General features: G+C 36.7%; 23 protein-coding genes. 2 read left to right on the top strand and 21 right to left on the bottom strand.

The genetic code is table 11. From position 1 onward, the window contains the following. Positions 1-3: 3 nt before the first annotated feature. The 18 genes from MMU05_RS21355 to MMU05_RS21270 form a co-directional block, all read right to left on the bottom strand. Complete coding sequence (locus tag MMU05_RS21355; protein WP_241143688.1) at positions 4-903, bottom strand: class I SAM-dependent methyltransferase; 900 nt, start codon at positions 901-903, stop codon at positions 4-6. Beyond that, the gene (asnB, locus tag MMU05_RS21350) at positions 894-2,681 is read right to left on the bottom strand and encodes an asparagine synthase (glutamine-hydrolyzing) (protein ID WP_241143687.1); all 1,788 of its coding nucleotides are present in this window, start codon (positions 2,679-2,681) and stop codon (positions 894-896) included. Before asnB ends, MMU05_RS21355 begins: the two co-directional genes overlap by 10 nt. Before the next feature lie 32 nt (positions 2,682-2,713). Then, a complete protein-coding gene (locus MMU05_RS21345) occupies positions 2,714-3,928 on the bottom strand; it encodes an ABC transporter ATP-binding protein (RefSeq protein WP_241143686.1) in 1,215 nt (404 codons plus the stop codon). Beyond that, positions 3,928-4,842, bottom strand: coding sequence for an ABC transporter permease (locus MMU05_RS21340; RefSeq protein ID WP_241143685.1), 915 nt, complete (start codon positions 4,840-4,842; stop codon positions 3,928-3,930). Before MMU05_RS21340 ends, MMU05_RS21345 begins: the two co-directional genes overlap by 1 nt. After that, a complete protein-coding gene (locus MMU05_RS21335; protein ID WP_262917722.1) occupies positions 4,823-5,974 on the bottom strand; it encodes a glycosyltransferase family 4 protein in 1,152 nt (383 codons plus the stop codon). Before MMU05_RS21335 ends, MMU05_RS21340 begins: the two co-directional genes overlap by 20 nt. Further along, positions 5,971-6,867: a glycosyltransferase family 2 protein gene (locus MMU05_RS21330; RefSeq protein WP_241143683.1), complete on the bottom strand. Its 897-nt coding sequence runs from the start codon at positions 6,865-6,867 to the stop codon at positions 5,971-5,973. Before MMU05_RS21330 ends, MMU05_RS21335 begins: the two co-directional genes overlap by 4 nt. A 12-nt stretch (positions 6,868-6,879) precedes the next feature. Beyond that, the gene (locus MMU05_RS21325; RefSeq protein WP_241143682.1) at positions 6,880-7,467 is read right to left on the bottom strand and encodes a serine O-acetyltransferase; all 588 of its coding nucleotides are present in this window, start codon (positions 7,465-7,467) and stop codon (positions 6,880-6,882) included. 2 nt (positions 7,468-7,469) lie between these two features. Next, positions 7,470-8,441, bottom strand: coding sequence for a glycosyltransferase (locus MMU05_RS21320; RefSeq protein ID WP_241143681.1), 972 nt, complete (start codon positions 8,439-8,441; stop codon positions 7,470-7,472). Between the two features lie 99 nt (positions 8,442-8,540). Then, a complete protein-coding gene (locus tag MMU05_RS21315) occupies positions 8,541-9,437 on the bottom strand; it encodes an O-fucosyltransferase family protein (RefSeq protein ID WP_241143680.1) in 897 nt (298 codons plus the stop codon). Positions 9,438-9,445: 8 nt separating this feature from the next. Next, positions 9,446-11,086 (bottom strand): hypothetical protein, encoded by a 1,641-nt coding sequence (locus MMU05_RS21310; RefSeq protein WP_241143679.1) that lies wholly within the window; start codon positions 11,084-11,086, stop codon positions 9,446-9,448. Continuing rightward, the gene (gene rffA / locus MMU05_RS21305; protein WP_241143678.1) at positions 11,046-12,185 is read right to left on the bottom strand and encodes a dTDP-4-amino-4,6-dideoxygalactose transaminase; all 1,140 of its coding nucleotides are present in this window, start codon (positions 12,183-12,185) and stop codon (positions 11,046-11,048) included. The genes MMU05_RS21310 and rffA overlap by 41 nt, the downstream gene beginning before the upstream one ends. 8 nt (positions 12,186-12,193) lie before the next feature. Further along, the gene (locus MMU05_RS21300) at positions 12,194-12,874 is read right to left on the bottom strand and encodes a GNAT family N-acetyltransferase (protein ID WP_241143677.1); all 681 of its coding nucleotides are present in this window, start codon (positions 12,872-12,874) and stop codon (positions 12,194-12,196) included. Next, complete coding sequence (locus MMU05_RS21295; protein ID WP_241143676.1) at positions 12,874-13,794, bottom strand: glycosyltransferase family 2 protein; 921 nt, start codon at positions 13,792-13,794, stop codon at positions 12,874-12,876. The genes MMU05_RS21300 and MMU05_RS21295 overlap by 1 nt, the downstream gene beginning before the upstream one ends. 162 nt (positions 13,795-13,956) lie before the next feature. Beyond that, complete coding sequence (gene gmd, locus MMU05_RS21290; protein WP_241143675.1) at positions 13,957-15,072, bottom strand: GDP-mannose 4,6-dehydratase; 1,116 nt, start codon at positions 15,070-15,072, stop codon at positions 13,957-13,959. A gap of 7 nt (positions 15,073-15,079) precedes the next feature. Then, positions 15,080-16,033, bottom strand: a complete 954-nt coding sequence (locus MMU05_RS21285) for a GDP-L-fucose synthase family protein (protein WP_262917721.1) — start codon at positions 16,031-16,033, stop codon at positions 15,080-15,082. A gap of 11 nt (positions 16,034-16,044) precedes the next feature. Then, positions 16,045-16,887 (bottom strand): FkbM family methyltransferase, encoded by an 843-nt coding sequence (locus MMU05_RS21280; protein ID WP_241143674.1) that lies wholly within the window; start codon positions 16,885-16,887, stop codon positions 16,045-16,047. Between the two features lie 21 nt (positions 16,888-16,908). Beyond that, positions 16,909-17,979: a hypothetical protein gene (locus MMU05_RS21275; RefSeq protein ID WP_241143673.1), complete on the bottom strand. Its 1,071-nt coding sequence runs from the start codon at positions 17,977-17,979 to the stop codon at positions 16,909-16,911. Positions 17,980-18,163: 184 nt separating this feature from the next. Then, complete coding sequence (locus tag MMU05_RS21270; protein ID WP_241143672.1) at positions 18,164-19,084, bottom strand: hypothetical protein; 921 nt, start codon at positions 19,082-19,084, stop codon at positions 18,164-18,166. 1,462 nt (positions 19,085-20,546) lie between these two features. On the opposite strand from MMU05_RS21270, the gene MMU05_RS21265 reads away from it, so the two are divergent. Further along, entirely contained in the window at positions 20,547-21,239 is a 693-nt protein-coding gene (locus MMU05_RS21265) for a hypothetical protein (protein ID WP_241143671.1), read from the top strand. A gap of 157 nt (positions 21,240-21,396) precedes the next feature. Then, positions 21,397-21,747, top strand: coding sequence for a four helix bundle protein (locus tag MMU05_RS21260; RefSeq protein WP_241143670.1), 351 nt, complete (start codon positions 21,397-21,399; stop codon positions 21,745-21,747). A 107-nt stretch (positions 21,748-21,854) separates the two neighbouring features. Here the strand turns inward: MMU05_RS21260 and MMU05_RS21255 are convergent, their stop codons facing one another. From MMU05_RS21255 to MMU05_RS21245, 3 genes are all read right to left on the bottom strand, one after another. Continuing rightward, positions 21,855-22,778 carry a hypothetical protein gene (locus tag MMU05_RS21255; RefSeq protein WP_241143669.1) on the bottom strand — a complete coding sequence of 308 codons (924 nt, stop codon included), beginning with the start codon at positions 22,776-22,778 and terminating at the stop codon, positions 21,855-21,857. A gap of 624 nt (positions 22,779-23,402) precedes the next feature. Beyond that, positions 23,403-24,860: a hypothetical protein gene (locus MMU05_RS21250; protein ID WP_241143668.1), complete on the bottom strand. Its 1,458-nt coding sequence runs from the start codon at positions 24,858-24,860 to the stop codon at positions 23,403-23,405. A 351-nt stretch (positions 24,861-25,211) separates the two neighbouring features. Next, a complete protein-coding gene (locus tag MMU05_RS21245; RefSeq protein ID WP_241143667.1) occupies positions 25,212-25,715 on the bottom strand; it encodes a winged helix-turn-helix domain-containing protein in 504 nt (167 codons plus the stop codon). Between the last annotated feature and the right edge of the window lie 912 nt (positions 25,716-26,627).

The following is a 26,627-nucleotide window of genomic DNA, read 5'->3' as shown; positions in this document are numbered from 1 at the left end:
AAATTATATTGCTTTTACATAAAGACTAGGTCTTTCTTGAATGTCTTTTCCTCTAATCGTGTTTAATAAATTGCTTAATTTCCCTCTAATATTTTTTGGTTTTGGTCTAATTATTTCTTCAAAACCTGTGTCATTAAGGACCCTTCTAAAACTAGAAACATCAAAATAATTTAAATGACCAAGTGGATCGAAATCCTTAGAGGGAAGTTTACCTTGCTCAATAAGTCTTATTTGCTCATTTACTCTATCGATAGGGAAATTAGGAACTGAAACATAACCAATAGCACCTTTTTTTAATAAGCTCCTCAGTTTAAACAAGGCATCTATTGGCTTGTCCAAATGCTCCAATACCTGATTACACATAAATATATCGTAAGGGGCATTTTTTTCGATAAAGGCAAAATCACCACATTGGATACCATTTCGTAGAGCAAAATCGATTTTTCTATGATCAAACTCAAGCCCAAACACATCTACTCCAATGCATTTAGCAACTGCCAAAAAATCTCCCCAGCCCGCACCGTAATCTAATACCTTAATTGGGCTTTCTAATTTACTATTGTCCAGTAATTTATGCCAAAAAAATACTAATTGATTCCTTTTTCCACCATTATATATTTTGGCCTCACTAAATACAGCGTCTACTCCTTCATTATAATAATCGAATGTTAAGTCATCACTTAATTTATACTGAGAATAAACAAAGTAGCATTCATTACACTTGACAAATGGAAATGAAGCATTCAATAAATTTGGGTGATGATTAAACCACTCTTTATTGTACCCAGGATTGCTTTTTAATAACGTTGTTATTTTCAGTGATCCTAATTGCATGAAATTTGTTGATTCACAAACAGGACAGTTTCTTTTCAAAGTATATTCACTCAATTTATCTATAGCCACTTTATCGCCCATTTTTCCAAAACATATAGTGATAATTTCATTTGGTCTGACATGCCATTAATCTCAATTTCCTTATTAATAATTCCCGAGGTCACTATTTTTGAATTTGCAATCTCCCTTGAAAAACGATGAAAATCAATTATGTGTGTAAATGGCATACTAAATCCCCGCTTTGGCATATCATACACATTGCTATCTACATACTTTTTTAGCTCATAATAAAGCAGAGGCTTTTTAACACCCTTATGCATATATACAGATTCATTTAGATTCCATGCCCATTCTACTAATTCGTGATCTAAAAATGGCACCCTAACTTCAAGAGAGCACGCCATACTAGACCTATCTGCTCTGGTTAGTGCTGGTTCTGGCAAAAACGTATTGAAGTCCATATACTGTAATGATTTGACTGATGGCTTATCGTTAGGGAGATATTTTTCATAAAACCAGAAAATGTCCTCGTCATCCATTCCTTTTAAGATATCATGCGAAAAAATCTTATCTAAAGAAAAATTGCTTCTAATTCCGTCAGGCATAAAATTTCCGTAATAATTGATTACATCTCTTTTATTAAAACCCAGAATTCTCTTTTTAATTGATGTTAAATTTTTTCGAGATTTAACTTCTTTGAAATGGTTCTCCAAATTATAATACCAGCGGTAACCGCCATATACTTCATCCCCACCATCTCCAACCATTGCAACTTTATTTTGCTTGGCGGCTAATTTTGAAACTTCATAATAAGGAATCATTGAAGTATAGGCAAAAGGCTCATCATAATAAAAACTTAGCACATCAAAAACTTCTCCGTCGATACTCTCAATAAGGTTTGTTGTATGATTCGCTCCAAAGGTAGTTGCGATACTTTGAGCCTGAGCGTGTTCTGATTTTTCCCAATCCTTAAACCCAATTGAAAAGGAATTAATGAGATATTTCTGAAGTGCCATTTCCTTACAAATTGTGCCTGAGTCTAAGCCTCCACTCAAAAATAGACCTACAGAAACGTCACTAACAAGATGCTCAGAAACAGCAGTATTTAAAAGCCTGTTAGATTCTTCTAAGGCAGAATTAAAATCAATTTTTAAATTCTTACTTTCAGGTAAGCTCCAATAAGTGTTAAAAGAACAATTAAGGTTATTGATATCAATTATTACATATTCTGCTGGTCTAATTTTCCTAACACTTTTCCAAATTGATTTTGGATTTGGAATATAAGCATAAGTAAAAAAATCTCGTAAAGCTGATGGGTTTACGTCTTTTTTAAACCAGGAAAAGTTAACAATAGCTTTCAATTCAGATCCAAATACAATTCTGGTTTCATCCTGATGCATATAAAGTGGCTTTATTCCAAACCTATCTCTCGCTGCAAAAATTTTATTTTTTTGTTTATCATAAAGAACAAAAGCAAACATGCCTTTGAGCCTATCAAGAATTTTAGGTCCATATTCTTCATACCCGTGAATAAGAATTTCTGTGTCTGAATTAGATTTGAAAGAATGTCCTAATTTTTGAAGTGACTGCTTGATGGATTGATAGTTGTAAATTTCTCCGTTAAAAGTTATCCAGATACTACCGTCTTCATTTGTCATCGGTTGCCTTCCTGTTTCAGACAAATCTATAATAGACAACCTTCTGTGCCCTAAAGCTATTTTATTATATTCAAAAAAGTCAGAACCTACTCCGTCAGGACCTCTATGTGATAAAGTATCTCTAGCATTATTAAATTCATCTATTGAGACTGACTCCTTATTGCTTATATAAGCTACAATTCCACACATATATACAACCTTAAATTCAAGGTGAGAAATTACTAATTACCTACTTCTATGGATTTAGACCAACTTGCTATCGGGTTTACAAAGACAGGAGCATATCCATCCTTTTTATGAGTGCATGTGAAATTTATTAAATTATCCTTTGCAGCGATAAACTCCCCTCTTGCACCATTTAAGATTACTGTATTGATGTAAAATTTCCCTGATTTCAAACACAAGTCTTCAAAATTTAACTTTAATTCAAAAATCCCATTAGAATCAAATGCTAAATCCTGATCAACTTGAATGGCACTATTCAATTCATAGTCAACGAAAACAGCCATAAATCTTGCCCTGTCTAATTCTTGAAAATTTTTTACATCAAAATGAATAACACATTGAAATGTTTGCCCACTGACAATATCCCTTAACTCATTCCCACTTTCATCTGCCAAATAACCTTTCAATATTGAAATCATGCTTGATTCCTGAGATCGGGTATCTATTGAAAGTTTGATACTTGAGAGATAATCAGTAATGGCTAAATTAGAGCTTTTTGCAGAAATCATTTCTCCCTTTTTCAGTAGAATTACTCTATCGCAAATTCTTGCTACTTGAGCCATTGAGTGGGAAACAAAAATGACAGCAGTATTTTTCAACATTTCTGAAATTCTATTAAAGCATTTCATTCTAAATGTAGCATCTCCCACAGCTAACACTTCATCCAAGATCAAAACATCTGGTTCCAACTGTGCAGCAATTGCAAAACCCAATCTTACCTTCATACCTGAACTATAATTTTGCACCGGCATATCAATAAATTCCTCGAGTTCAGAAAAAGCAATAATTTCGTTAAGCTTTTTGTCAATTTCAGCTTTTGAAAATCCTAAAACTGCGCCATTATTATAAATGTTCTCTCTACCTGTGAGAACGGGACTAAACCCTGCACCAAGCTCAATTAAAGCTCCAATTTTTCCTTTTAGTTCAATCCTGCCTTCATCTGGTTTGATCAAACCATTGATCATCTTTAAAAGGGTACTTTTTCCCGCGCCGTTATGCCCTATTATCCCCATACACTCTCCCCTTCGAAGCTCAAATGAAACATCTTTTACCGCCCAGAATTCTTGTTTGCGCAGTTGTTTGGATAAAGGAATACCAAGAACACTTTTGGTAATATCCATCATACCGTAAGCCAAGCTTCTTTTAAGACTCTTGCAAAACCTCTTGGATACTCCCTCCACCCTAATCAATACTTCTTCTGATTTTTCCATTAGAACCCGCTCCTTTCAACAATTACAGGCATTGATATTTTCATAATTACAAGAGATAATCCAAATCCAAAAAGCAAAACTATTGTCCAAATACCTACAGCATCCCACATAACAAAATCATATTCTCCAAAGCTGCTTCTGGCTAGTTCCAAAAATGGAGTTACAGGATTATAGTTTTGAAGTTTCAACAAAACCCCATCCGATCTTAAAGGATATATTACAGGACTTAAATACATGGCAAAAGGCAATACCAAGGGTAAGGCTTTACCAATATCCATATATAGTAAGCCCAAGGGGCAAATCAATAATCCAAAAGTAAAGCCCACCAATATAAGACCTAATATTCCAAGCAATCCCCAAACCCAAGTCCAATTGGGATAATAGCCCAAAAACATCAAAACGGGGATAAGTACCAGCAATTTTAAAAACAAACTAAAAAGCTGTTCATAAAATGCATTAAGAATTAGTGCCTCTCGGGGGAAATTTAACTTGGATAACATACTCATGGCAGTTTGAAACCTAACCATAGGCTTATTCATTGCTTCTGCAAATAGACTCCATAGAATAGACCCACAAAGTGCAAAGGCCGCATATCTCATTGGAGTGTCTTGTATTGCCACAATTCCCTGATCATTCAAAAAAATCCAAATACCAGCTGTAAAAAATGGAGGGATAAATAGCCACAAAACTCCCAACAGAGATTTTTGATAGCTTGCTTTTAAGTCTCTTTTAAATAGCTGATACGCCAAACCCTGGCCTTCTAGAAATCCCTCCCAAATCTCAACCGCTATTTTCTTTAGAGAGTATTTATTATCAGAGGTATATATTGTAGTTTTCAAAATTACTTTTGTTAAATTATTCTTGGAGCTAACTGCTTCCCTATTTTTAAAACATTTAAGTTTTACTTTTTTCAATCAACTCCAAATAAACAATTTCCTGTTTGGCAGTTAGTTTTTCAATGTCAAACTTCTCTGTTCCTAATTGGTATGCCTGTTCTGCCAAAAGCTTTCCTAATTCAGGGTTTTTAATTAGATATTCTGTTTTTTCAATTAAGGAGGCTATGCTTCCCTTTTCGCAGATAATTCCGTTTTCCCCGTCTTCGATATTTTCTAAAATAGATGGAATATTGCTTCCAATTATAGGGATTTTACAAAGCATCGCTTCTATTACTACTCCAGGTGAACCTTCATAATAAGATGGAAACCAGAAAATATCACAGGCCTTAAGGATGTTTGGCATGTCTAGCCTAGGTCCCAGAAAAATTATCCTCCCACCATTTTTCATATTTTTTGCTCTTTCTTGGTACTTCTCCCAATCAAACCCATTACCAACTACCACTAAGAACAACCTTGGATATCTTTCAGATAAAATATCAAAAGCACCAAACATCTCTTCAAAACCTTTGTGCCTTACTACCCGCGAATTGGAAACCAACAAGATATCTCCTTCTAGATAATCAGGATTGATTTTGGTCTTTTCCAACGGAATTGCAGGCAAATATTTTTTCAGATCTCTTCCATTTTGGACAACGACCATTTTTTCTGCAGGTATCTTCAAATACTTGCAATTAGGTTGAATAATACATTCGGCAACAGAAATGTATTTATCCATCTTATGGGAGGTCCATCTATTGAGAGCACGGTAAAGTTCAAGTTTTACCTTCTCTCTTTGACTTACCAAAGAATATCTTTCTTTTCCATAAGTATCATTGATGATAGATCCTACTAAAGGAATACCAAAGGAAGGAACCGCAAATCTTGAGATAATTTCAGATTTAAAATTTGTAGCATGCACGATGGAGGGTTTCTCTTTTCTAATTAAAGTTTTTAGTTTTTTGATCCCTTCTCCAAAACCAAATCTCTTGGTTATTCCAAAAAAGACTAATGGAATACCGGCCTGTTCAAAACTTTCTCTCAGCCCATTGGGAGCTTCATATACAACTACAACCATGGGTTGAAATTGTTTAAGGTTTTTGGCAACTTCCAACACCGACAATTCCGCTCCTCCAAATGACACAGTATCAATAACAAACAGGATTTTTTTCATCTGATCATTCCTTTAACTCCTCGCTTGATTTTATTGAACATTCCGAATATCACGGGATAATGAAACAAAAACTTCTGTCTTTTGCTAAAATTAACTTTCTCATCCATCAATAATTCCTTATACTCATAAAAATACCTCTTTGAGAAATTAGATCGTGTTACCATGTCATCAACCATATATTTCAAATATTGGACCCTTACACCTTGTTCGTTACTTTCAGATTTATATCGATTGTAAAACCAAAGGCAGTTATCATAATTAAGCTTTCTTGAAGCATTATCTTTCCAATCCACAATTACATCAAAGCCACTATAAAATTTCCAATTGATAAATTTTCCTACGCGAATAAAAAAATCATAATCTTCATGATGGGTAAGTGATTCATTAAATTTTACCTTAAGAGCAACTTCTTTCTTGACTACTAATGTAGAGGTCTGTGAAAAGGTATCAGGTTTCAGAATAAAATCAAAAAGGCTCTCGCCTTCAGAAATAACTCTTGACTTTCTTAAAAACTCCCCTTTAGTACCGTTTACTACAGCTCCGGAATAAACACCGTCAGCTATATTTTCACGAATAAAAACCCAGATTTTCTCCAACCTTTCTGACTTCCAAATATCATCAGAGTCCAAGAAAGCCACATAAGTACCTTTTGCTTTTTCAATACCGATATTCCGGCAAGTACTCGCCCCTTTGATCCTATCTATGGGTCTTTTGAAAAAGAAAATCCTTGAATCCTCTTCCTGCCATTTTTTGACCAACTCTTCTGTTCCATCATTGGATCCGTCATCTATGATCAATAGCTCCCAATCTGTAAATGTCTGATTGGCTACCGAAAGGTATGCCCGTTCCAAGATATGGGCCCTTTGAAAGGTGGGGATAATGATTGAAATCAAGATTAAAAATTTTTAAAGCTCTTCTCTTACCTTTATCCCATCTCTTTTCACAATGTAGGCAGGAACTCCAACAACGATACAATTATCCGGTACATTTTTCAATACTACCGCATTTGCCCCTATGATCACATTATTTCCTATGGTAATGTCTCCAAAGACTTTAGATCCCGGACCAAATGTGACATTATTCCCGACAACAGGGGTTTTTCCCTTATCAGAATATCCGACAGAAACTTCTTGATTAATCCAACAATTGGAACCAATTGATTTAGCCCCGATAATGGAAGAATCTCCATGCTGAATGAAAAGACCCGGACCAATTTTCGGTGTTGGCAGATACAAGTTCGATTTTTTCCTACATAGCCAGTTAATAAAAACAGAGCTACTTCCTATCCTATGGTAAAATAAATTTCTAAATTCAGGATAGAATACAAGTAAATAAATTAATCCTTGGACTAAATTTTTTTTTAGAATACCCTCAAATTCCATCCAACGCTTGATATCGGACTCAATAATTGATTTATTTTTAGAAATCCCAAAGAGTAACCAATGAGGAAAACAACGAAAATGTCCTAATAAGAAAAAAAACTGTTTAACCATATTTATTTTTGCTTTATGCTTTTTAATTCTTTGTAAACCCTCAGCGTATAAGGATAATTTTTAATAAAGGAAAAAATCATGGTATTGTAGGTTGTCTTAAAAATTTTGTTTTTGTAATTTCTTTTGACTAAATAAACGATATTAGAGAGTGCTGCAGATTTAGCTGTAATCGCAAAAAGTCTGAACAAAGAAAGATGAAAATTCAAAGTAGTTTTTTTGCTTTGCCTACGGTAAGCTTCTAGGATAGGGAATGATGTGGCAATTCCCTTTTTTAACCTCAATAAATATTGAATAGTGAGTTTTTCAGGAGCAATAAAATGTTTGAATTTTAGATCATCGGAATACCATATCTCATATTCTTTTAATTTTAGGATTTCACAAAGTTCGGTATCACCACCGGAAGATAATGTGTCCCCCTTTCTGCAAGTGAGAAAATTGGTTAAACCTGTAAAGTTCCATTCGAGAAGAGGTTTCTTCCGAAAAAAAGTTCCTGCCCCATACAATTCCCCCGAAATACCAAGATCACCTATACTCTTTCCTTGAGCGCCAACAGCATACACTTTGAAATATTGCTGAAACCAATTGGGTAAATCTATTGTCGAAACAGGTTGCCCTTTGCCCCCTAGAGCTCCAATTTTTGGATTTTGCTCCATTACGGAAAATCCAATTTTCAAATAATCAATTTCAAGCCAATTATCATCATCACAATCCAAAATAAAGTCATACTTAGAATGGTGAATCCCTTCCCAAAAAGCAAACATTTTTCCTGGAATAGGGCAACTTAAAATTGTATGGTCGAAACAGAGTTTTTTGGATTGCTCTTGAAGAAATTCAAAAGTTCCATCTGTACTGTTGTTATCAATAACTAATAATTCCCATGGTCCATCGAAAATTAATTTCGAAATATATTCTAATGTGGTTTGAAGTTTAGAGCAACCGTTGAAAGTACAAATTATAATAGAGACACCCTTCACCCTTATTTTTTAAAAAGATTTAAACTAAATCCAATATTTTTGACAATCCTCCTTTTTCTACAAAGAAACATGAATGAATATTTGAATTCTAAAACAATGTTACAAATACTTTTCAATTGAATCTTTAGCCATTTTCTTATATTTTATTGGAACATTTAAGGTATCTGTTTTTAATATTAATAGTTGATTACCATTCAATTTGGAAGCAACGAAAGAAAATGAACTATAAAATGAGCCAAAAATCTTCCCGGTATTTCCCAAGCAAAATAAATCTACCACCGCCTGTTCCAACCCAATTTTCGAAATTCTACCTTCTTTACTTTCGAGAAACCTTATTTTCCCAGGGTATTTTTTTTTCAACTCTTCTTCTATCTCTTGATCATCTGTCGCCAAGAAAAAATTTGCTAATGGATTGTCGTTAATTTCTTCATCCATCTTCCCAAAAAACAGTTCAATCGGACTATTTGAAATCGCCATTGCATTATCTGTTCTTCGAATATGAAGTCCGACTGTATAACTATCGAAATGGCCAGAAATTTCATTTATTTGTTTTTGGATTTTGGGTACGGGCTTAAATAACGAAAAATAAGCTGATGGCTCACCAAACTGTTCACATGTGTTGATGTAAATATTCTTATATTTTTTCAACTCGGTAAAGTAGGAATTACTGTAGTTCTTAATCTCTATTTCCTTTATACAGAAATCCACCCCATAAAATTTATTAATAATGCTACTTAGACCGGCTTTAAGGGCATTATTTTGTTTACTGTTTTTTATGTTCTGAAAACTTCTTGAATTTTCGACAACTCTAAACTCACCTGGGAGTTGAAACAATGATTCAAAAGATGTATTTAAATCCTCATTAACTTGCCAAATTACAGTTAGCGGCTTATTTAACTGTTTACTAAGCCAAACTGCTGATGCAATGGCTCTTAGCCTATTGCAGATTCCGCCGAAAGGCTCTATATAAATCATTTCTGAAATGTTGGAAAGCATAGTGGGTACTAATTTTGTTTTGGAATGAAGAGACGGAAATCTTCTACCTCAACCATCTCAAATAAATTGGAATCAACAATTTCCTCAATTAAACCGGGAGAAAATTTCCGGTATTTTCCTTCAAAAAACGTAAAATCCTCTAAACCTAATTCCCTCTTCTTTCTATAAAACTGAAAATAAGCTTCATTTTCCCAGAAGCTGAGATAAGGTGCCTGCGCATTGGTTAAATATATATATCCCCATAATTTTCCATCAGATATCAATACATTTTCTCTATTTGCTAGGATAGGGATCAATTTTTCAACTGTGTTTTTGGTTAATTGATCAAGTTTAACATAACCCTCTCCATTTGGGATTTTGACTTCGTGCTTCTGTTCGACCATTTTATATCTATGCCATCCATTTTGAATGGGGTAAGTTAAAAAATTAAGAAAACATAAAAATGTTAATGCTGCAAAAACCAGAAAACCGAATTTATTATTCTTTGCCATAATCAGGATGGCTAGAACTAATCCTGAGAGATAAGTAGAAGAACGATACCGGAAAGGGACATCAGTTCCCAATGTTGCAAAATAAAGGATTGAAACTAAAAAAATTGCAACCAGAGTGTCATTAGTGCTGAGGATATTATCTAACCAATTAACAAAAAACAAATAGAAAAAAATTATAAGAAATAAAGTTGAAGGAAAGATTGCTAACGGGTTGGTGATGTCAAATCCGAATTGAATTGAAAATATAATGACAAATGAAATAAATGAAATTATTTTCAACCTGGTATTAACCGAATTTTTCAAATAGAAAAAACACAACATAAGAACCAAAAGATTAAGTGGTAATCCCAAGTAGTAAATAATGGTATTATAATGCCATTTTAATAAGGGTTTGATACCATGTGAACTTATAAAACTCGAAAATTCAACCGCATCTTGAAACTTGGTTATAAATTCTTCAAAGGATTGAAAAAATTGAAAAAAAACAATTAGGGTACTTAAAAAACCCAGTATCCAAAAAACCAATAGCTGAAAAGCTGTCTTTTTCTCAATCAAAATAACGAACAAAAATATAGCTCCGATCAGGGGAAGATTTGTTATCATAATAAACGGAACAGGCCCAAATAATAGACCTGAAAAATACATCAATGAATTTTTGGAAAGCTTAGTCTTATTGCCTAAACCCAAGAACAGAAATGCTATACTGATATAAATGAAAACTAAGTTCAACGTGAAGTTATTTGGTACAAATTGAACTGGTATAGGAAGTAAAAAAGTAAAAAAAACAGCAACACAACCCACAAACCAAGCTGGCCAAATTCTGAAATAAAAAAATGAAAAAGCATATCCAAGAAAAAATGAGGAGGAAACCATTGAAGCAAATATCAGTAATCTGATATGATTGAGGTTTGTTATATTAGTTTTTTGAAAAATTACAAACCAGTTACTTAACGCCAAAGGATTACTACCATCCCTTAAATGCAGTAAATAAAAAGCCTCATCTAAAAAAATAAGGCCTTTGTCCAAACTCCAGATAATCAATGCAAGCATGACTAGCACCGATAAAATGAAACCAATCCTTGCAGTACTACTTTTATATAGTAGATCCAAAGAGATACTAATGTTTTTTGATAATTGATGTAATGAATCTAACTTCATCTGGATTTAATTGAAAATAAAGAGGTAGTCTTAGCAAACAATCAGAATAAAAGTCTGAATGAGATAGCTCATTCTTGGAATTATTTAAATTCTTATAAAAGGAACTTCTATGGAGAGAAAGGTAGTGGAACACAGATAAAATCCCATTAGCTTTTAAATTTTGAATACAAATTTCCCTGTCCGCGGACTTTTCAAAAACCAAGTAAAACATATGGGCATTATTACATGCATATTCAGGTATTATGGGTAAACGGAAAAAGCGCTCACCATTTTCCGAACTTAATTGTAAAAAGTATTCATTCCATATTTTATTTCTTTTTAACTGAATTTCATCTAAATTTTCTAATTGTGCCCATAAAAATGCTGCTGTAACCTCAGAAGGAAGAAACGAAGAACCTATATCTACCCAACCATATTTATCTATCTCACCCCTGAAAAATGCAGACCTGTTGGTGCCTTTTTCCCAGATAATCTCAGCTCGTTTTTCAAATTGTGGGTCATTGATGACCAACATCCCCCCTTCACCACATTGGATGTTTTTGGTTTCATGAAAACTAAATGCTGCCAAATGCCCGATACTTCCCAATGCCTTGCCTTTATAATAAGAATCTATGGCTTGTGCCGCATCCTCCACCACGAAGAGTTGGTTCCTCGATGCAATATCCATGATGATATCCATGTCACAGGCCACCCCTGCATAATGCACTACCACGATCGCTTTGGTCTTGGAGGTAATCAGTTCTTCTACTTTGTTTTCATCCATCCCAGGGTGGTCTTGACGACTATCAACAAATACAATTTTGGCGCCCCGCAATACAAAGGCATTGGCTGTGGATACAAAAGTATAGGAAGGCATAATCACCTCATCCCCAGGCTGAATGTTTAATAAAATGGCCGCCATTTCCAAGGCATCTGTACAGGAAGTGGTTAAAAGACATTTTTTAAAACCATACTTCGATTCAAAAAAATGATGGCATTTTTGGGTAAAAATGCCATTACCGGAAATTTTACCTGTTTTTACAGCCTGTTCAATGTAATGGAGTTCATTACCTGTAAGAAAAGGTTTATTAAAAGGAATGCGGATGTTGGGTACCGACATGAAAGATGTTAAGTGTTTTTTGGATTGACATAATGATAAATGTATTTTTTATTCTGTTGCACAAATCCAAATTTTTCATAGAGGCTGATAGCCCTTTTATTTTGAAACTGTGTTTGTACACTAATTTTCTTTATTCCGTTCTTCACGGAAATATATTGTGCGGCTTGTAAAAGTTTATATCCTATCCCTTTTCCACGATAAGCATTGTCTACAGCAAACAAACCAATAGAACTTTGATCACCGCTAAACCTTAGCGTAATCAATCCTGCCATCTTCCTTTCAATTTTTTGGATAATAATTTTTCCAGAATTCAAGTCCCGTTCTAGCCACTTGATATACAGTTTCTCAAATTCATTCTTTGATAACCTCTTATCAATTTTAAACCTTGAAAGTTCTCCGCTTTGAAATCCCAATGAGATTAAGCTTTCGGAAAGCTTTCCTTCAAAAAATTCAACATCATCCCAATCTTGTATGCCTCCCAATTCCTTGACAAGTGTAACCTTAGTATCCACAAGAATTGTATTTTCTGGCAAAGTGTCAATCGGTTTCGAAGAAAAAAGATAGACAAGTTTATAATTTGCAGAAAATTCCAAAAACCTTAAAGGATCAAATTCAGAATTATCAATTTCAATTTTACCAACCGAATAACCGAAAAGTTGTGAATCCCACTGTAAGTCATTAATTCTCATTAAAAATTGAGTTTCTCTTCGACTATGTAAATGGGTCTATTTTTGACCCCCTCAAAAGTTTTCCCAACGTAAAGCCCAACCATTCCTAAAGTGATCAAAATAAATCCTGACAACATCCACAAAGAAATGATCATGCTTGCATAACCTGCGACTATGATGTCGCCTTGGAAGTACCTGATAAGGGTGTAAATCGCAAAACAAAACCCTGTCAGAGCGACCAATAACCCTAACTTCACTGTCAACCGAATAGGCTTATCACTAAATGCCAACATGATATCCAAGGCAAGATTAAATAGCTTCTTAAAATTGTAAGAGGATTGACCTATTTCCCGGGAGGCATGGTCAACATCAATGGCAGTCTGTTTGAATCCAACCCATTTAACCATAGTGGGAAAATACCTGATACTTTCTCTCATTGCACAAATTTCACGGACCACATCCTGATGATAAATCCCAAAATTAGCAATAGATTCATCCTGCTTTGAACCTGTCAAGTATGCGAGCGTCCTGTAAAATATTTTAGAACCAAGTTTTTTAAAAAAACCATCCTTCCTTATTACTCTCCTTGCCAAAACTACATGAAAACCTTCCTGCGCTTTATGAAATAAGTTCGGGATTTCTTCAGGCCTGTCCTGCAAATCACAATCCATCACTATAACCCAATCCCCTTTTGCCTGATCCAATCCAGCAGTAATTGCGTAGTGCTGTCCAAAGTTTCGGCTTAGTTTAACGCCCTTCACAAACGGGTGTTTTCTACTGAGTTCCACAATTTTTGTCCATGATTGATCAGGACTATGGTCATTCACTAAAATGATTTCAAAATCCAATTGAATGCTTTCCACAGAAGTCTTGATCCTTTCTACCAATTCTTCCAATTGGAATTCTGCCCTATATACAGGAGAAACTATTGATAACAACATAATTTTTTATTTCTCAATAAAATTTATTCCAAACTTTAATTAAACTTCTTAAAAAAATGATTGGAGTGGTTTCCTTCCTCCTTATTTTGATCCGATCCAAAGAATTTTCTAAAAGTTTTTGGTATCGAAAAAGGCGGTGTGAATAAATGATACCGTTAATTTTTAAAGGTTTCTAGATTTAAGTTCATAGATATCGCTGAAAACCATCTCATTGACCAACTTTTCCAAAGTAATGGAAGGCTTCCACCCTAGTTTAGCTTTGGCTTTGGCAGGATTTCCTATCAATAAATCTACTTCTGTCGGTCGGAAATAATTAGCATCAATCAAAATAATAGGTTGATTAAGTATCATATTTACTTTTGAATTTTCCAATCCAAATCCCACTGCATTTTCAAATTGCTTTCCATCAATCTCAACCAAAACTCCAACTTCGCGGATTGATTTTCCTTCCCACTGTATTTTCATTCCTACTTCTCCAAAAGCCATCTGAATAAAGTCCCTGACTTTGGTGGTCTTTCCTGTGGCAATCACAAAATCTTCCGCATGGTCTTGTTGCATCATCAGCCACATGGCCTCGACATAATCTTTGGCATGTCCCCAATCTCTTTCTGCATCAAGATTTCCAACAAAAAGTTTATCCTGATAACCCATAGCAATGCGGGCAACAGCTTGGGTAACTTTTCTCGAAAGAAAAGTCTCTCCTCTTCGGGGGGACTCATGATTGAAGAGGATTCCGTTGCAGGCATATATTCCATAAGCTTCCCTATAATTGACAGTGATCCAATAGGCATACAACTTAGCCACCCCATAAGGTGACCTTGGATAAAAAGGTGTATTTTCCGTTTGGGGGACTTCCTGCACCATCCCATACAATTCAGAGGTGGATGCTTGGTAAAACTTCGTTTTTTTCTCCAGTCCCAAAAGCCTTATAGCCTCTAAAATCCTTAGCGCCCCTATCCCATCGGCATTGGCTGTATATTCAGGAGTTTCAAAACTCACCTTCACATGGGACATCGCCCCAAGATTGTAGATTTCATCAGGCTGGGTCTCTTGAATAATTCGGGTGATATTCATGGAGTCAGTAAGGTCTCCATAATGGAGAAAAAGTCTTGCCTTAGGGTCATGTGGATCTTGATACAAATGGTCTATCCGATCAGTATTCAATGAAGAAGATCTTCTTTTGATACCATGGACAGTATATCCCTTTTCTAAGAGGAGTTCTGCCAGATAGGCACCATCTTGACCGGTAATCCCGGTAATCAATGCGGTTTTTTTCAAAGCAATGTTATTTGAATTTTACTTCCTTTAATTGGTCTCTATTACTCAAAAACCATTTGTAAGTATTGGTTATCCCGGTTTCCAAATCGATTTTTGGCTTCCATCCCAATTCAAAAAACCGAGAGGAATCCATCAATTTCCTGGGAGTCCCATCAGGTTTACTTGAGTCCCATAATATCTCTCCTTGATGGCCCACAATCCATTGGATTAATTCTGCCAGATTTTTGATGCTGATTTCAGTGGCAGATCCAACATTGTATAAATGACCTTCCATGTCGCTATTCATTGTAAAATAAACCGCATCTGCAAGGTCCTCCACATGCAGGAACTCTCTTAAAGGACTTCCAGTCCCCCATAATTGTACCGGTCTATGACTTTCCTTTGCATCATGAAACTTGCGAATCATGGCAGGTAATACGTGTGATGATTCCAAATCAAAGTTGTCATAAGAACCATATAAGTTAGAAGGCATCAAGGAAATAAAATCCTTGCCAAACTGCTTCCTTATGGCTTCACAGGCTTTGACACCGGCGATTTTTGCAATAGCATATCCTTCATTACTTGGTTCCAAAGCTCCTGTCAATAAATACTCCTCCTTGATCGGCTGTGGGGCCATTTTAGGGTATATACAGGAAGACCCTAGAAATATGAATTTTTTACATTCAAATCGGTGAGATGCTTCTATAAGGTTGTTTTGGATTTGTAAATTTTCCATCAGAAAGGTATAGGGATGCTCTTGATTTGCCCATATACCTCCGACTTTTGCAGCTGCATCGATTACAATTTCAGGTTTTTCAAGCTCAAAAAATCGAATTACTGCACCTTGATTTCTCAAATCCAGTTCATGACTTGACCTGCCAATTAAATTGGTGTATCCTTTTTTTTCTAAATGTCTCCAGATAGCTGACCCTACCATTCCTTTATGGCCTGCTATAAATATCTTAAGATCTTGATTTTTCAATATTGAAAGATTTAGGGATTTTTTTCCCTGAAATTGGGTGAATACTCAAAATTCAATACTTTATCCCCCTCATCTCCGCTAATACTAAAGCTAAACCCAGCCTCTGAGAAAGTCTCTAGGATTTCTTGTAGGGTATCTTCCAAGTATTCAGGGGCATGGTGGTATTCGATGATATAACGCTTGGATTTTTGCAATTGACCTGAGGTCTTCAATTCCTTTAATACCTGACGTTCTGCTCCCTCCACATCGACTTTTACCAAGTCGTAAATATCTTTAGACAAGTAATCGGACAATTGCAAGGAATCCACTTCCATAAGATAATGTTTCCCTATCTCAGGAAACAAAGATGCATTCGCAATATTTATCTTGTTGGAATAATAGAACTTTTCCTTTCCAACCTTATCCGAGACGCAGGCCTTTTCCACATGGACATCTTCTAGGAAGTTTTGTTTGATGTTTTTTTCCAAGTATTGCAATGCCATGGGATTGGGTTCGATGGCAATTATTTGAGCATTGGGAAATAAATGTTTAAAATAAAGCATGCTAATCCCCATGTTGGCACCGCAATCAATGATTTTAGGACTTGCATGATTTGAATCAAAATAATATACCTCATCGACAAATATTTCTCTATAGAGCGACAATAGTGTTTGGGGTGAATTTGCAGATACTTTAAACCCAAAAAATTCTTGCATTACTTCTGATTCGGGATGATACTTGGATTTATAAGTTAGAAGTACCAATGTTTTGAAAATCTCAAATCGTGCTTTTTTCCCTTTTATCCTTGAATGCCTCATCGCCATCCCTGCATACCCTATAGCCATCTTGATAAAGCGAAGGAGAGATTTTATCACAATGATGGATATACCGAAATTTTAATAATATTTCCCCTCCGGTTCCTGTTCCAGATTTCTGTTCACATAGTCAAAATCCTTGACCATACTGCTGATATGTTTTGATACCAACTTTGGGGACGAAAACTCATCCAGAAACCTTCCAAGAAATTGCAACATCCTATTGGTATAAGGAAGCACAGTATCCTCCACCAAATGTTCAATCTTATACCTTGGCACAATATTTACAAAACCGGCTGCCAATGCACTGGGAATCAACATATGAGAACCATGTACCCCAATTACGAGATGACTCTTGGAATAAATAGCATTCCATCGAATTTCTGTCTCAGACAAAATATGGTCTACTCTGTGGTCATCCATCAGGTCTAAAAATTTCCCAGAAGTCCCAAGTCCAGTACAAGATAATTTGGCATTGGGAACACTATCAAAAATCATTTTTCCTGTTTGATTGACCAATTGTCTCTGACGCCAAAGAAGTAATGGAAAAATCAATTTCTCAACTTTAAATTTGCGGGAAGCTTTATACAGGAAATCCATAAGATGGCTATTAAGCCAAAAACGATCTTCCCTTAACACAAAAGTGATCTGCGGAGCTGTAGTCAGGAAATTACCTAAATTAAAACGGGGGATTTTAAGAACTTTTCCCATATCAATATACTTGGTATGGTCCAGATGGGTGTAGGTACGGCTAAAGGATATCTTTTCAAATCTGCTGAGTTGGTCTTTGACAAATTCATCCAGTCCGCCTATCGTTTGATCACATTGTTTCAATCCGATAGATACTGACCACACCTCTGCAATATCTTCAGGCAATAACCACTTACATCTCTCCGGGATGATGGCAATGATACCCCAGTCTGGCTTATTTTCAATTAAGGTATAGGTATTCCAAACTTTTGAAAAAATATGACCAAAGCAGCTATCAAGACAGTTTACAATGACTACTTTATCAAACTCTCTATTTACCTGTTTTTCAATTTTAAATACCTTTGCATCTTTTTGAATTAAGGATTGAATCAATGGTTCAGCAAGCCATCCTTTTGCCCTTGAGGGAATAAAACTTTGTTTCCCGTCTTTTGATATTTGCATGGGAAACAGTAAGTCATGGCCAATTGGCAAGGTTTGGTAAAATTCAAAACCACAATTCAGGCAAGCAACCTCAGCCAAAAAATGCATGCCTTGAAAAAACCAAGCATCTGCTTTTGATTGGGTTGAGGAACACTTAGGACAGTCAACATGAAAATCCGGTTTCGGCTTGATTGCTATCAATGTCTCACCATTTTCTAATGCCCCATTTATTAAGATAATATGCTCCCAAAGTTTTTAACCTGTACCGCTTTGCCGAACTGCTTTCCGCAATCTGATAAGGTAATTCAGGATTGAATACCAAAGCACAATAAGAAAGGTTGGAGGGTGATAGGATTGCATGGTCACATAAGGACAGGGATAAGCAATCCAAAAGTGCTTCTTTACCTATTTCATATCCATTGGAACAGTCACCAATTTTATGAATTGCAACTTTTCCTGATGACCGAACAAAAGAATTGTACATGAGTTTATCACCATACCTATTCTCAAAAAGTTCAAGAATCTGCGCATCGTCAGTTGCCAAAAAAAGTCTATCAAAGGAAGCTATTTGTTTATCAACCAATTTTAGGAATAATGAATCTTTGACGGGTTTCACTTCTACGTAATGGTCTGTTTTTCGAAAATGGATTCCAAGAACCCTAAGTTTATTGAAACGCTCCTTTGTTGCATCAATTGTTTCCTGAATTTCATTGCGGAATTGAAGATTCGAAATCACAACCTGATGAAGCTCCCGGAAAAAAGACTTATTCCAAACTCTCAAAGGGTAATTTTCAAATCTCAAATTAAAAATACCCTCCGAAGTTGGATTCTTAGGAGCCTGTTTAAAATAATACTCCCAAAAATTTTGATTGCCGTTAAATTTTTCAGCCTCACTGTAGCTATAATTCAAATTACCAAAATCTATATAATAGTCTAGATTCAACCTCTTTGCAAACTGAATTCCATATACTGCCTGAAGAAAAAGTGAAAAGAAACCTCTCTGGCATCTGCCTTCATGGTGGTCTTCGCAATAGTATTCAGATTGAAAACAGGTAATCAAATAAACAATATCTTTAGATTTTAATAACTCTAACCTGTTGTTATCTATGGAGGATCTTTTTGCCATTTGAATATCTTTCAGTTCAGAAAAGTGTTCTATCGGCTTTCATCAACAAAATTTAAACAAGCTAGGTTTATCAGGGTAAAAAGACTTCTTTTTATAAATTTTCTATTAGATTTTCAAAATTCCCTAAATTTAAAAAATCATACTTTTTTATAAATAACCATATTTTTTTCGCCAAATCTGGCCTTTTTCGGGAATGTTCCGTTACCCTTCTCCTACCCTTCCCCTACCCATACGTTACCCCCTCCTTACCCATTCGTTACCTTTCGACCAATTTCCTAGAAAACGTATCACTTTTCTAAGAATCTTAAAAGGGTGTCTAAAAGCGAGAAAAAAGGGCAATTAGAACCAAGTATTATGTACCAAGTACCAAGCCCCAACCCTATAACCATTACAACCACTACAACAACTAGAACCATTACAACCACCTCCAAGAGACCCTTCGTTCCTCAGGGTGACGCCCGACAACCCGACAACAGTTAGTACTAAGTATCATGTACCAAGTACCAAGCCGATAACTTGACAACCTGACAACGCGACAACCATTACAACAACTAGAACAATTACAACCACTGGAAGGAGACCCTTCGTACCTCAGGGTGACGCTACAACCCGACAACCTGACAACGCGAAGCAGACAACTTGACAACCCGACAACAATTACAACCCCCCAACGGATTCCCCTACCTCACAAGATTCCCCTTAAACACAGCTTCGCCCCTTCAATCCCATCCAAGGACATCCGACTGAGTACAAAAATTACTCATGAGTAACAAAATTACTCGGGCAATCGGGATTTGCAAACCCTCAAAAAACATTTTCGCCGCTGAAAAAATACCTGCCATCAGGCCCATTTTTTTGATAAAATCTTTGTCCTAAATAAAATGCGAGTGGATATTTCTAAAATGTATTTCACACCATTAAATGGATTTTTATCAAAAATTATATAATCAATTATTTTTCAGACTTTTATTGAATATTTTTTTGTCCAAAAACCCCATTCCCAAAAATGCCTTTCAGAATTGCTTACAGGTCAATTCCAATTATTAAATGTGAGATAATTACTATTTCTTGGCACCAAAATTGAACTTTTAAATTCGAAGTTTTATGCGAATAATGTTTTCCCTTCGTTGTTATAGAGTTGTATTCGCAGGAAGATAATTATGAATCCATTACCCTCATCTCGCAAAGCTATGACCGCACTTCACACACGCATCCCTTTTCCGACATCCTCGATTTTAAGACCTCTGTTTCATCCGTCATCGGACTCTCCACCTCTCAACTTTTACTTCTTACCTCTGACTTCCAACTTCCTAATTCCTTTTCGGAAACCCTAGATATGCGCTCCGTCACATCGGTCATCCGTCATCGGACTCCCCACCTCTCACCTTTTACTTCTTACCTACCACTTCGTAATTCGTAAATCCTACTTCGTAAATCGTAATTCCGACTTAATTCCCCTAATATGCTCATAATCCAGTACCGTGCCCACGATTACTTTCAGCACCAGCTTGACGAAAGCTTTATAGGCCTAGCCTTTGTCTTGACAGACAAGTATGAGGGAGATTTGGATGTTTTTCCACCGCACAAACCCAAAATCATCATCCATGAAGGGTTTATCTGCATCAAAAAATTAGAACTCAATGTGGGCGGGGAGAATGAAACCAGTAAATTCAAAAAGAACCTGGAGATTGAATTCAATGAAGTCAAAAAAGTGTATTTCGACAAATCCGATGACACAGAGGATTTTTTTCTCAATATCCCCGAAGGCAATTACGACAGGTTGGGATTTGGCATCCACTTGTCAGACCATCTTGACAACCCATCCGTCTACATCACCGCCTCTTACTACAGCAGCACCTGTGAACTGATTCCTGTGACGATCGAACTTTTCGGAGCAAAGCCAAGATTCGACTTGGAAATGAACACTGACAATTCGCCTATGCTTTCCTTCACCTCCGACAGGACCATCAATCCTTCCATCATTTTTGAAATCAATGCCTCCAAATGGCTCGACACCCTGTCCATTGACGACCTGGAAAATGCCCAAAAAGTGGAAGACAGCATCCTCATCAACGACAAATACAACCGCCACCTCTACTTCAAACTCGCCGCCGAAATCCATAAGGGGGATGAGATTAATATGGAACTTAGGTGAATCAAGAATGATGAATTCAGAATGATGAATGAAGAGTGATCAATTAAGAATGATGAGTGATAAATTCAGAATGAGGAATGATATTATCCGATTTTAAACGTTTAATTGATCAATGCTTGATTGTGCGTTTATTATTTTAGTGGGATAACTTCCTAATATGAAAAATCCTATCGTTGACAAAAGCTTTATTTTTGCTGAAAAAATACTGAATATATATTTCTTCCTTCGCGAAAAAAACCATAACAGGTTAGCGGACCAAATTGTTGGTTCAGGTACTTCCATTGGTGCAAATGTGGTGGAAGCCCAAGCCGCGCAATCAAAAAATGACTTTATTTCAAAAATCTCTATTGCCTCCAAGGAAGCACGGGAAACAGCCTATTGGATTAAATTACTAAATCGGAAAGAATTAATCCGTGACCATCCAGACTTCATCTTTTTGCAATCTGAAATTGAAGAGATCATCAAGATTCTGAACTCAATCCTCATTTCCTCCAAAAACAACCGCTAATCCCCTTCATTATTAATTCATAATTCTGCTTTCTGCATTCTTCATTCCTAATTCCTTATTATTCATTCTTCACTGATAATTCTACATTCATAATTCATAATTCTGAATTAACAAAATTCCCAAACCTTCCCCACATACAACTCCCCGCCAAAACTTTCTTTCCATTGCACGAGGCTTTCTTTTGGTAAGCCTGTTTTTGGGTCGGTCACGCCACCGAGGTCAATGTATTTTTCACCGATATTGCGCATCAGATACCCTATCAGCAGATCCACAGCCCTATTTTTACGGCCTTCATCAGTAGAGGCGATGTATTGGGTGCGTGCCACCTCAGGATGGACAAAAACGGTTACACCGGCAAGTATCTCGCCTTTGTGATAAGCATTGAACTGCCGGATCTTGGTGGGATTATTCGTAGCCAGGTATTCTATTTCGGCCAAAGTATGGACAGGTTCATAACCCAAAACCTGCCTGTGGTATGGCATCAGGATTTCATCCCAGAAAGTCACAAATCCGTCATCCTCCTCGATGTGGATGCCTTTGTTCATGGCCTTTTGGACTCCCCATCTTTTGCCCCGGTCAGAGATAACCTTGGGCAATTCGATGGCATAGTTGGGATCCTCATCGACCAAGGCCCCTCCTGCAGAGAGCATCAGGGCATCGTTGTCAAGCTTTTCGGCATGGTAAAATTCCGGTACAGGCTTGACCCGAACCCGGGTAAATCCCTGTTCAAACAGGTAATTTAAGGATATTTGGATGATCTCCTCTTGGATAGTGGGACCAATTCCTCTTTGGAATATCCAACCGCCGAATGTCAGCCCCTGATGGGACAAGAAATTCTTTTCATGGCGATTGCCGGGAAGTACAGCGCGAAGTTCCCCTCCTTGGTAGACCATAAGAGAAACATCCGTGAATCGGTCTTTATGGTAATCCATAAAGTTTCTGGAATGAAGAAATACCCCATTGGAACTGTTTTCAACCAGCTCATTCCAGGCATCAAAATCTGATGGGGTATATGTTTTTATTTCTAACAATGTAATGGGGGATTTAGAATGGAAATGGCTTTGCATAAGGGTATTGATGAAAATCAGCATTCAGGACAGGTGAAGTCCGGTTGCTGCGATTGCGAGATGATGATTAAATTCAAGTGGTTCAGCTAAAAAAATCAGAACTTTTAGTTTTTGTTCCTTTGTGGTTCAATTTACATGGATATACGCTTCTTTGCCAGTAACCCTATTTTCTTCTTCATGGGGACGGAAGACGGAAGACGGAAGTCGGAAGACCCCCGCCTGTCATCGGGCAGGGATGTACCGGATATTTCAGTCTTCAGACAAAAATTTAAATGGATATCCAATCTACTGGCATAATTGTGTACATACATTTCATTTTATTACTCTTTGCTCCTTTATGAGATACTTTTTGCGTCTTTGTGCCTTTGCGGGAAAATTACTTCTAGCGTCTTTGCGAGAAATTACCCTTTGTGCCTTTGTGTCTTTGTGAGATACTTTTTGCGTCTTTGCGTCTTTGCGAGAAACAATCCTTTGTGTCTTTGTGAGATACTTTTTGCGCCTTCGCGTCTTTGCGAGAAATTACCCTTTGTGCCTTTGTGTCTTTGTGAGAAACTTTTTGCGAGTTCTCAGGAATTCACCTCTGTGGCCTTAAATTTTAGCAGCAACCGACCGTCCCCTCACATATTCCTCTCGCTTATACCTGACTTTGCCCCTATAAGCCAATATCAGCAGCCCCACAAAAACCAGACCTGCCACTACATACACTTCAAAAGACATCATATTCCCAAAATGCATCCAATACCTTTGGGCGGGAAAATCATACATTTCTTGGTGGCCGAGCCCCAAAGCTTCCTCCATTCCGGCCACATTCAGCGGCAGCCAAAAAGCCGACATCAAAATATTGACCACACTGATGACAATCACATCCTTGTTCACAATCCTATACCGCCTGACCGACTTCAATAACAGTACCACCATAAATGGTAAAAAAGCCAGCAAAAGCCTCGACTCTGGATGAACAAAGAATAACAACATCAGGATACTCACCGCCATCATCCCCATCCCCAACTTCGCGGCTTCCTTTATCATCCTCGGAAAAAACGCAAGAGACAGAGGAATCAAAAATCCATAGAACATCATGTGGCCAAACAGAAAATCCCCCGGAAACCGCAACGTATCCTTGACCAGGGACTGCACCATCGCCACCATGTTCAAAGAACCATTGCTCCCTGACAATAGGAAAACTACAAGGAGATACATAAATAGTATCCCTGCAAACCGCCACATTTTTTGGGATTTTATTTTTTGCAAAACCAGGGTATAACTCTTCGACCAGTCGATCGGATTCCTGACCATAATGGCAAAAACAAAGAACACAAGCGTGAAGATCGAAGCAACATGCAAGAGTGTAACCCAAGTATTCTCCCAATCAAACCTCCCTGTTATCACGCTGACAACTGCCAAAAACACCAGCATGACGAGCGAGGCAAGCACAGGAAAGAAAGACTTTGGCCTTTCCTTAATGAAAACCACCAGCGGATCACTTGGTAAAAAGATCAGCAACAAGCCTGTCAGCATCATCGTGGGCCATACAAATCCTGCAATGATGGAGACCAAAAAGAGTTTTTGTCTGTTAAACTTGATGAAATAATTGGCTTGGGCTATACCAAGTACCAAAGTGGCCAAATCGGTGGAAAAAGGGTTGTACCAAGGATCCTTAAGCACGGCAAAGTTTGCAAAAACCAATACAAACCCCAGGATAGTAAGGCCATCTCCAAGCCGGAGTTTGCTGGCCAAAGAGAAGTACCAATATACCCCAAAACCTAAAAACACAAAATGCAACACCAACATGCCACGCATGAGGTTGTCATTGCTTTTGAGGATTTCCAGGGCACCAAACAAGACATTGACAAAAGCAAAAGGCATTACCCTTTGCATCTGAAAAACATTGTAACCCCCTTCCTCTACGTCTTCCAGAAAGTTTCTTGCCACTTCCCTGAAAAACACCCCATCTCCCATCGCTCCTTCGTTGACAGGTACTTTTTCTCCGGTAATCTGAAACACGACAATCGTGGCCAGAACTGCAATCAGCGTAAATCTTATCAAGTTATGCTTGGGTTATTTTGGTCGTAATCTTTGAATTTGGGCTTTGCAATAATGACCCATATAGGCCTGAATTCCAAATCCAGTTTATTTTTTCAATTCTGTTGTCCGTTCCCCTTCCCAATAATATCCATGAATATCCAGTATCCACTAATATCCCTTTTCAAGTTAATATCAATCAATATCCAATTTCAACCAATATCCACTTTCAAATTAATATCAACCAATATCCACGAATATCCAATATCAACAAATATCCAATTTCAAATTAATATCAATAAATATCCAATATCCACAAGTATCCACTGTCGAATTAATATCAATCAATATCCAATATCCACAAATATCTATTTTTTACCCAAACACCAGCAATCCCCCCACCTCTTCTATTTCCTCTTCCAATACAGAAACCTTAATCCTCCTTTTTACTTTATCGTAAGTTTTGTTCACAAGAAAATCAAGGTATTCCAAGTCTATATCCCTGCCGATCAAGATCAATTCTATGGTTCCCGAATCAATCCCCTTCGCATAATCCCCGATGATATATGCTTTCTCCACATTGCCCAGCCTTTGTACGACCTGTTCCAGCAATTGATCCAATCCCAGGAATTTCGATACCATGTTTCTGATTTCCTGAGAGAAAGGATGCGCATTGTTGGCCCGGTACATTTTGGTTTTTCCCTCATCCCCAGAAGTCAGCAATCCGGCATCTGTCAGCCGGTTAAGTTCCACACGGACAGCATTGGTGGATTCATCAAACTCCTTGGCAAGAGAACGCAGGTAACTCGAATTGTTGTGTGAAAAAAACTTCAGAAGAAGTTTGACGCGTGTTTTGGAGGTGACGAGTGAGTCAAGCATTTTGTTGATAAAATAATGTTAAGGGCAACAATGCCACTATTTAAAAATGAAACTGTTCAAGGTTTTTAGTAACCAATAACCATTAGCTATTAGCCAAAACAACCCAGCTTCGCCCTTTCAGTCCCAGCAAAAGACCTTGCAAAACCGAGTAAATATTTTACTCATGAGTAACAAAATTACTCGGGGAAAATAAAAAAACAAGTGCCAGCAAAAGATTTATCAAACCATCATAAGTCACTGATAAATAATATTTTATAAATGAATAGTTAAATGAAATAAAAAATGAAATTCAGCCTGAAATAAATGGATTTGGTCTCAAAACCCGATCAATAAAAAATATTAAAAAAAAATAAAGGGAATCAGATTGATTCCCTTTTTCATTAATCTAAACCAACCAAAGAATGTAATTTTTTGGCAAATTAATAAAGCTTGTCATCCATCAATGATGAAGGTCAATTCCAGCGCCTATTGTCTTTGACGATAACTGCTATAAATAAGATGAGCATCTTTATTGTTGTATCTGTACGTCTGTTTTCGAAATTTTATAATTACAACTGAATCCAATATTTACGAAGCGGGGAGGAATGACGGCGGACCGGGCCGGCATGGGCCTTGTGAGTGGATAGGATTCTGCCGTCTTGACTTTTTTGGCTACTTTTTTTGCCAAGAAAAAAAGTAGCTGTTAAAATGAATGATCGATTTCCTGAAGCCTTGAGAACATCAATAAAGTTAATTTTAGAAAGCACATTCAATCGTAAACTAAAAAAAAATTCTGACTCTTCGGAATCCTACACGTATCCAAATATAGTTTGTCAACTGGTGTCAAAGGTTTTTGTGAGTGGATTCGATGATGTTTCTTGGATAAAAATACATAAAGCCATGAACATCTTCGAGTTTGTCACACATTTTCCA

Origin of the sequence: Cognataquiflexum rubidum, assembly GCF_022538115.1 — a bacterium.
GTDB lineage: Bacteria > Bacteroidota > Bacteroidia > Cytophagales > Cyclobacteriaceae > Cognataquiflexum > Cognataquiflexum rubidum.
The sequence above is the reverse complement of the archived record's forward strand: the minus strand, read 5'-3'. Positions and strand labels throughout refer to the sequence as shown.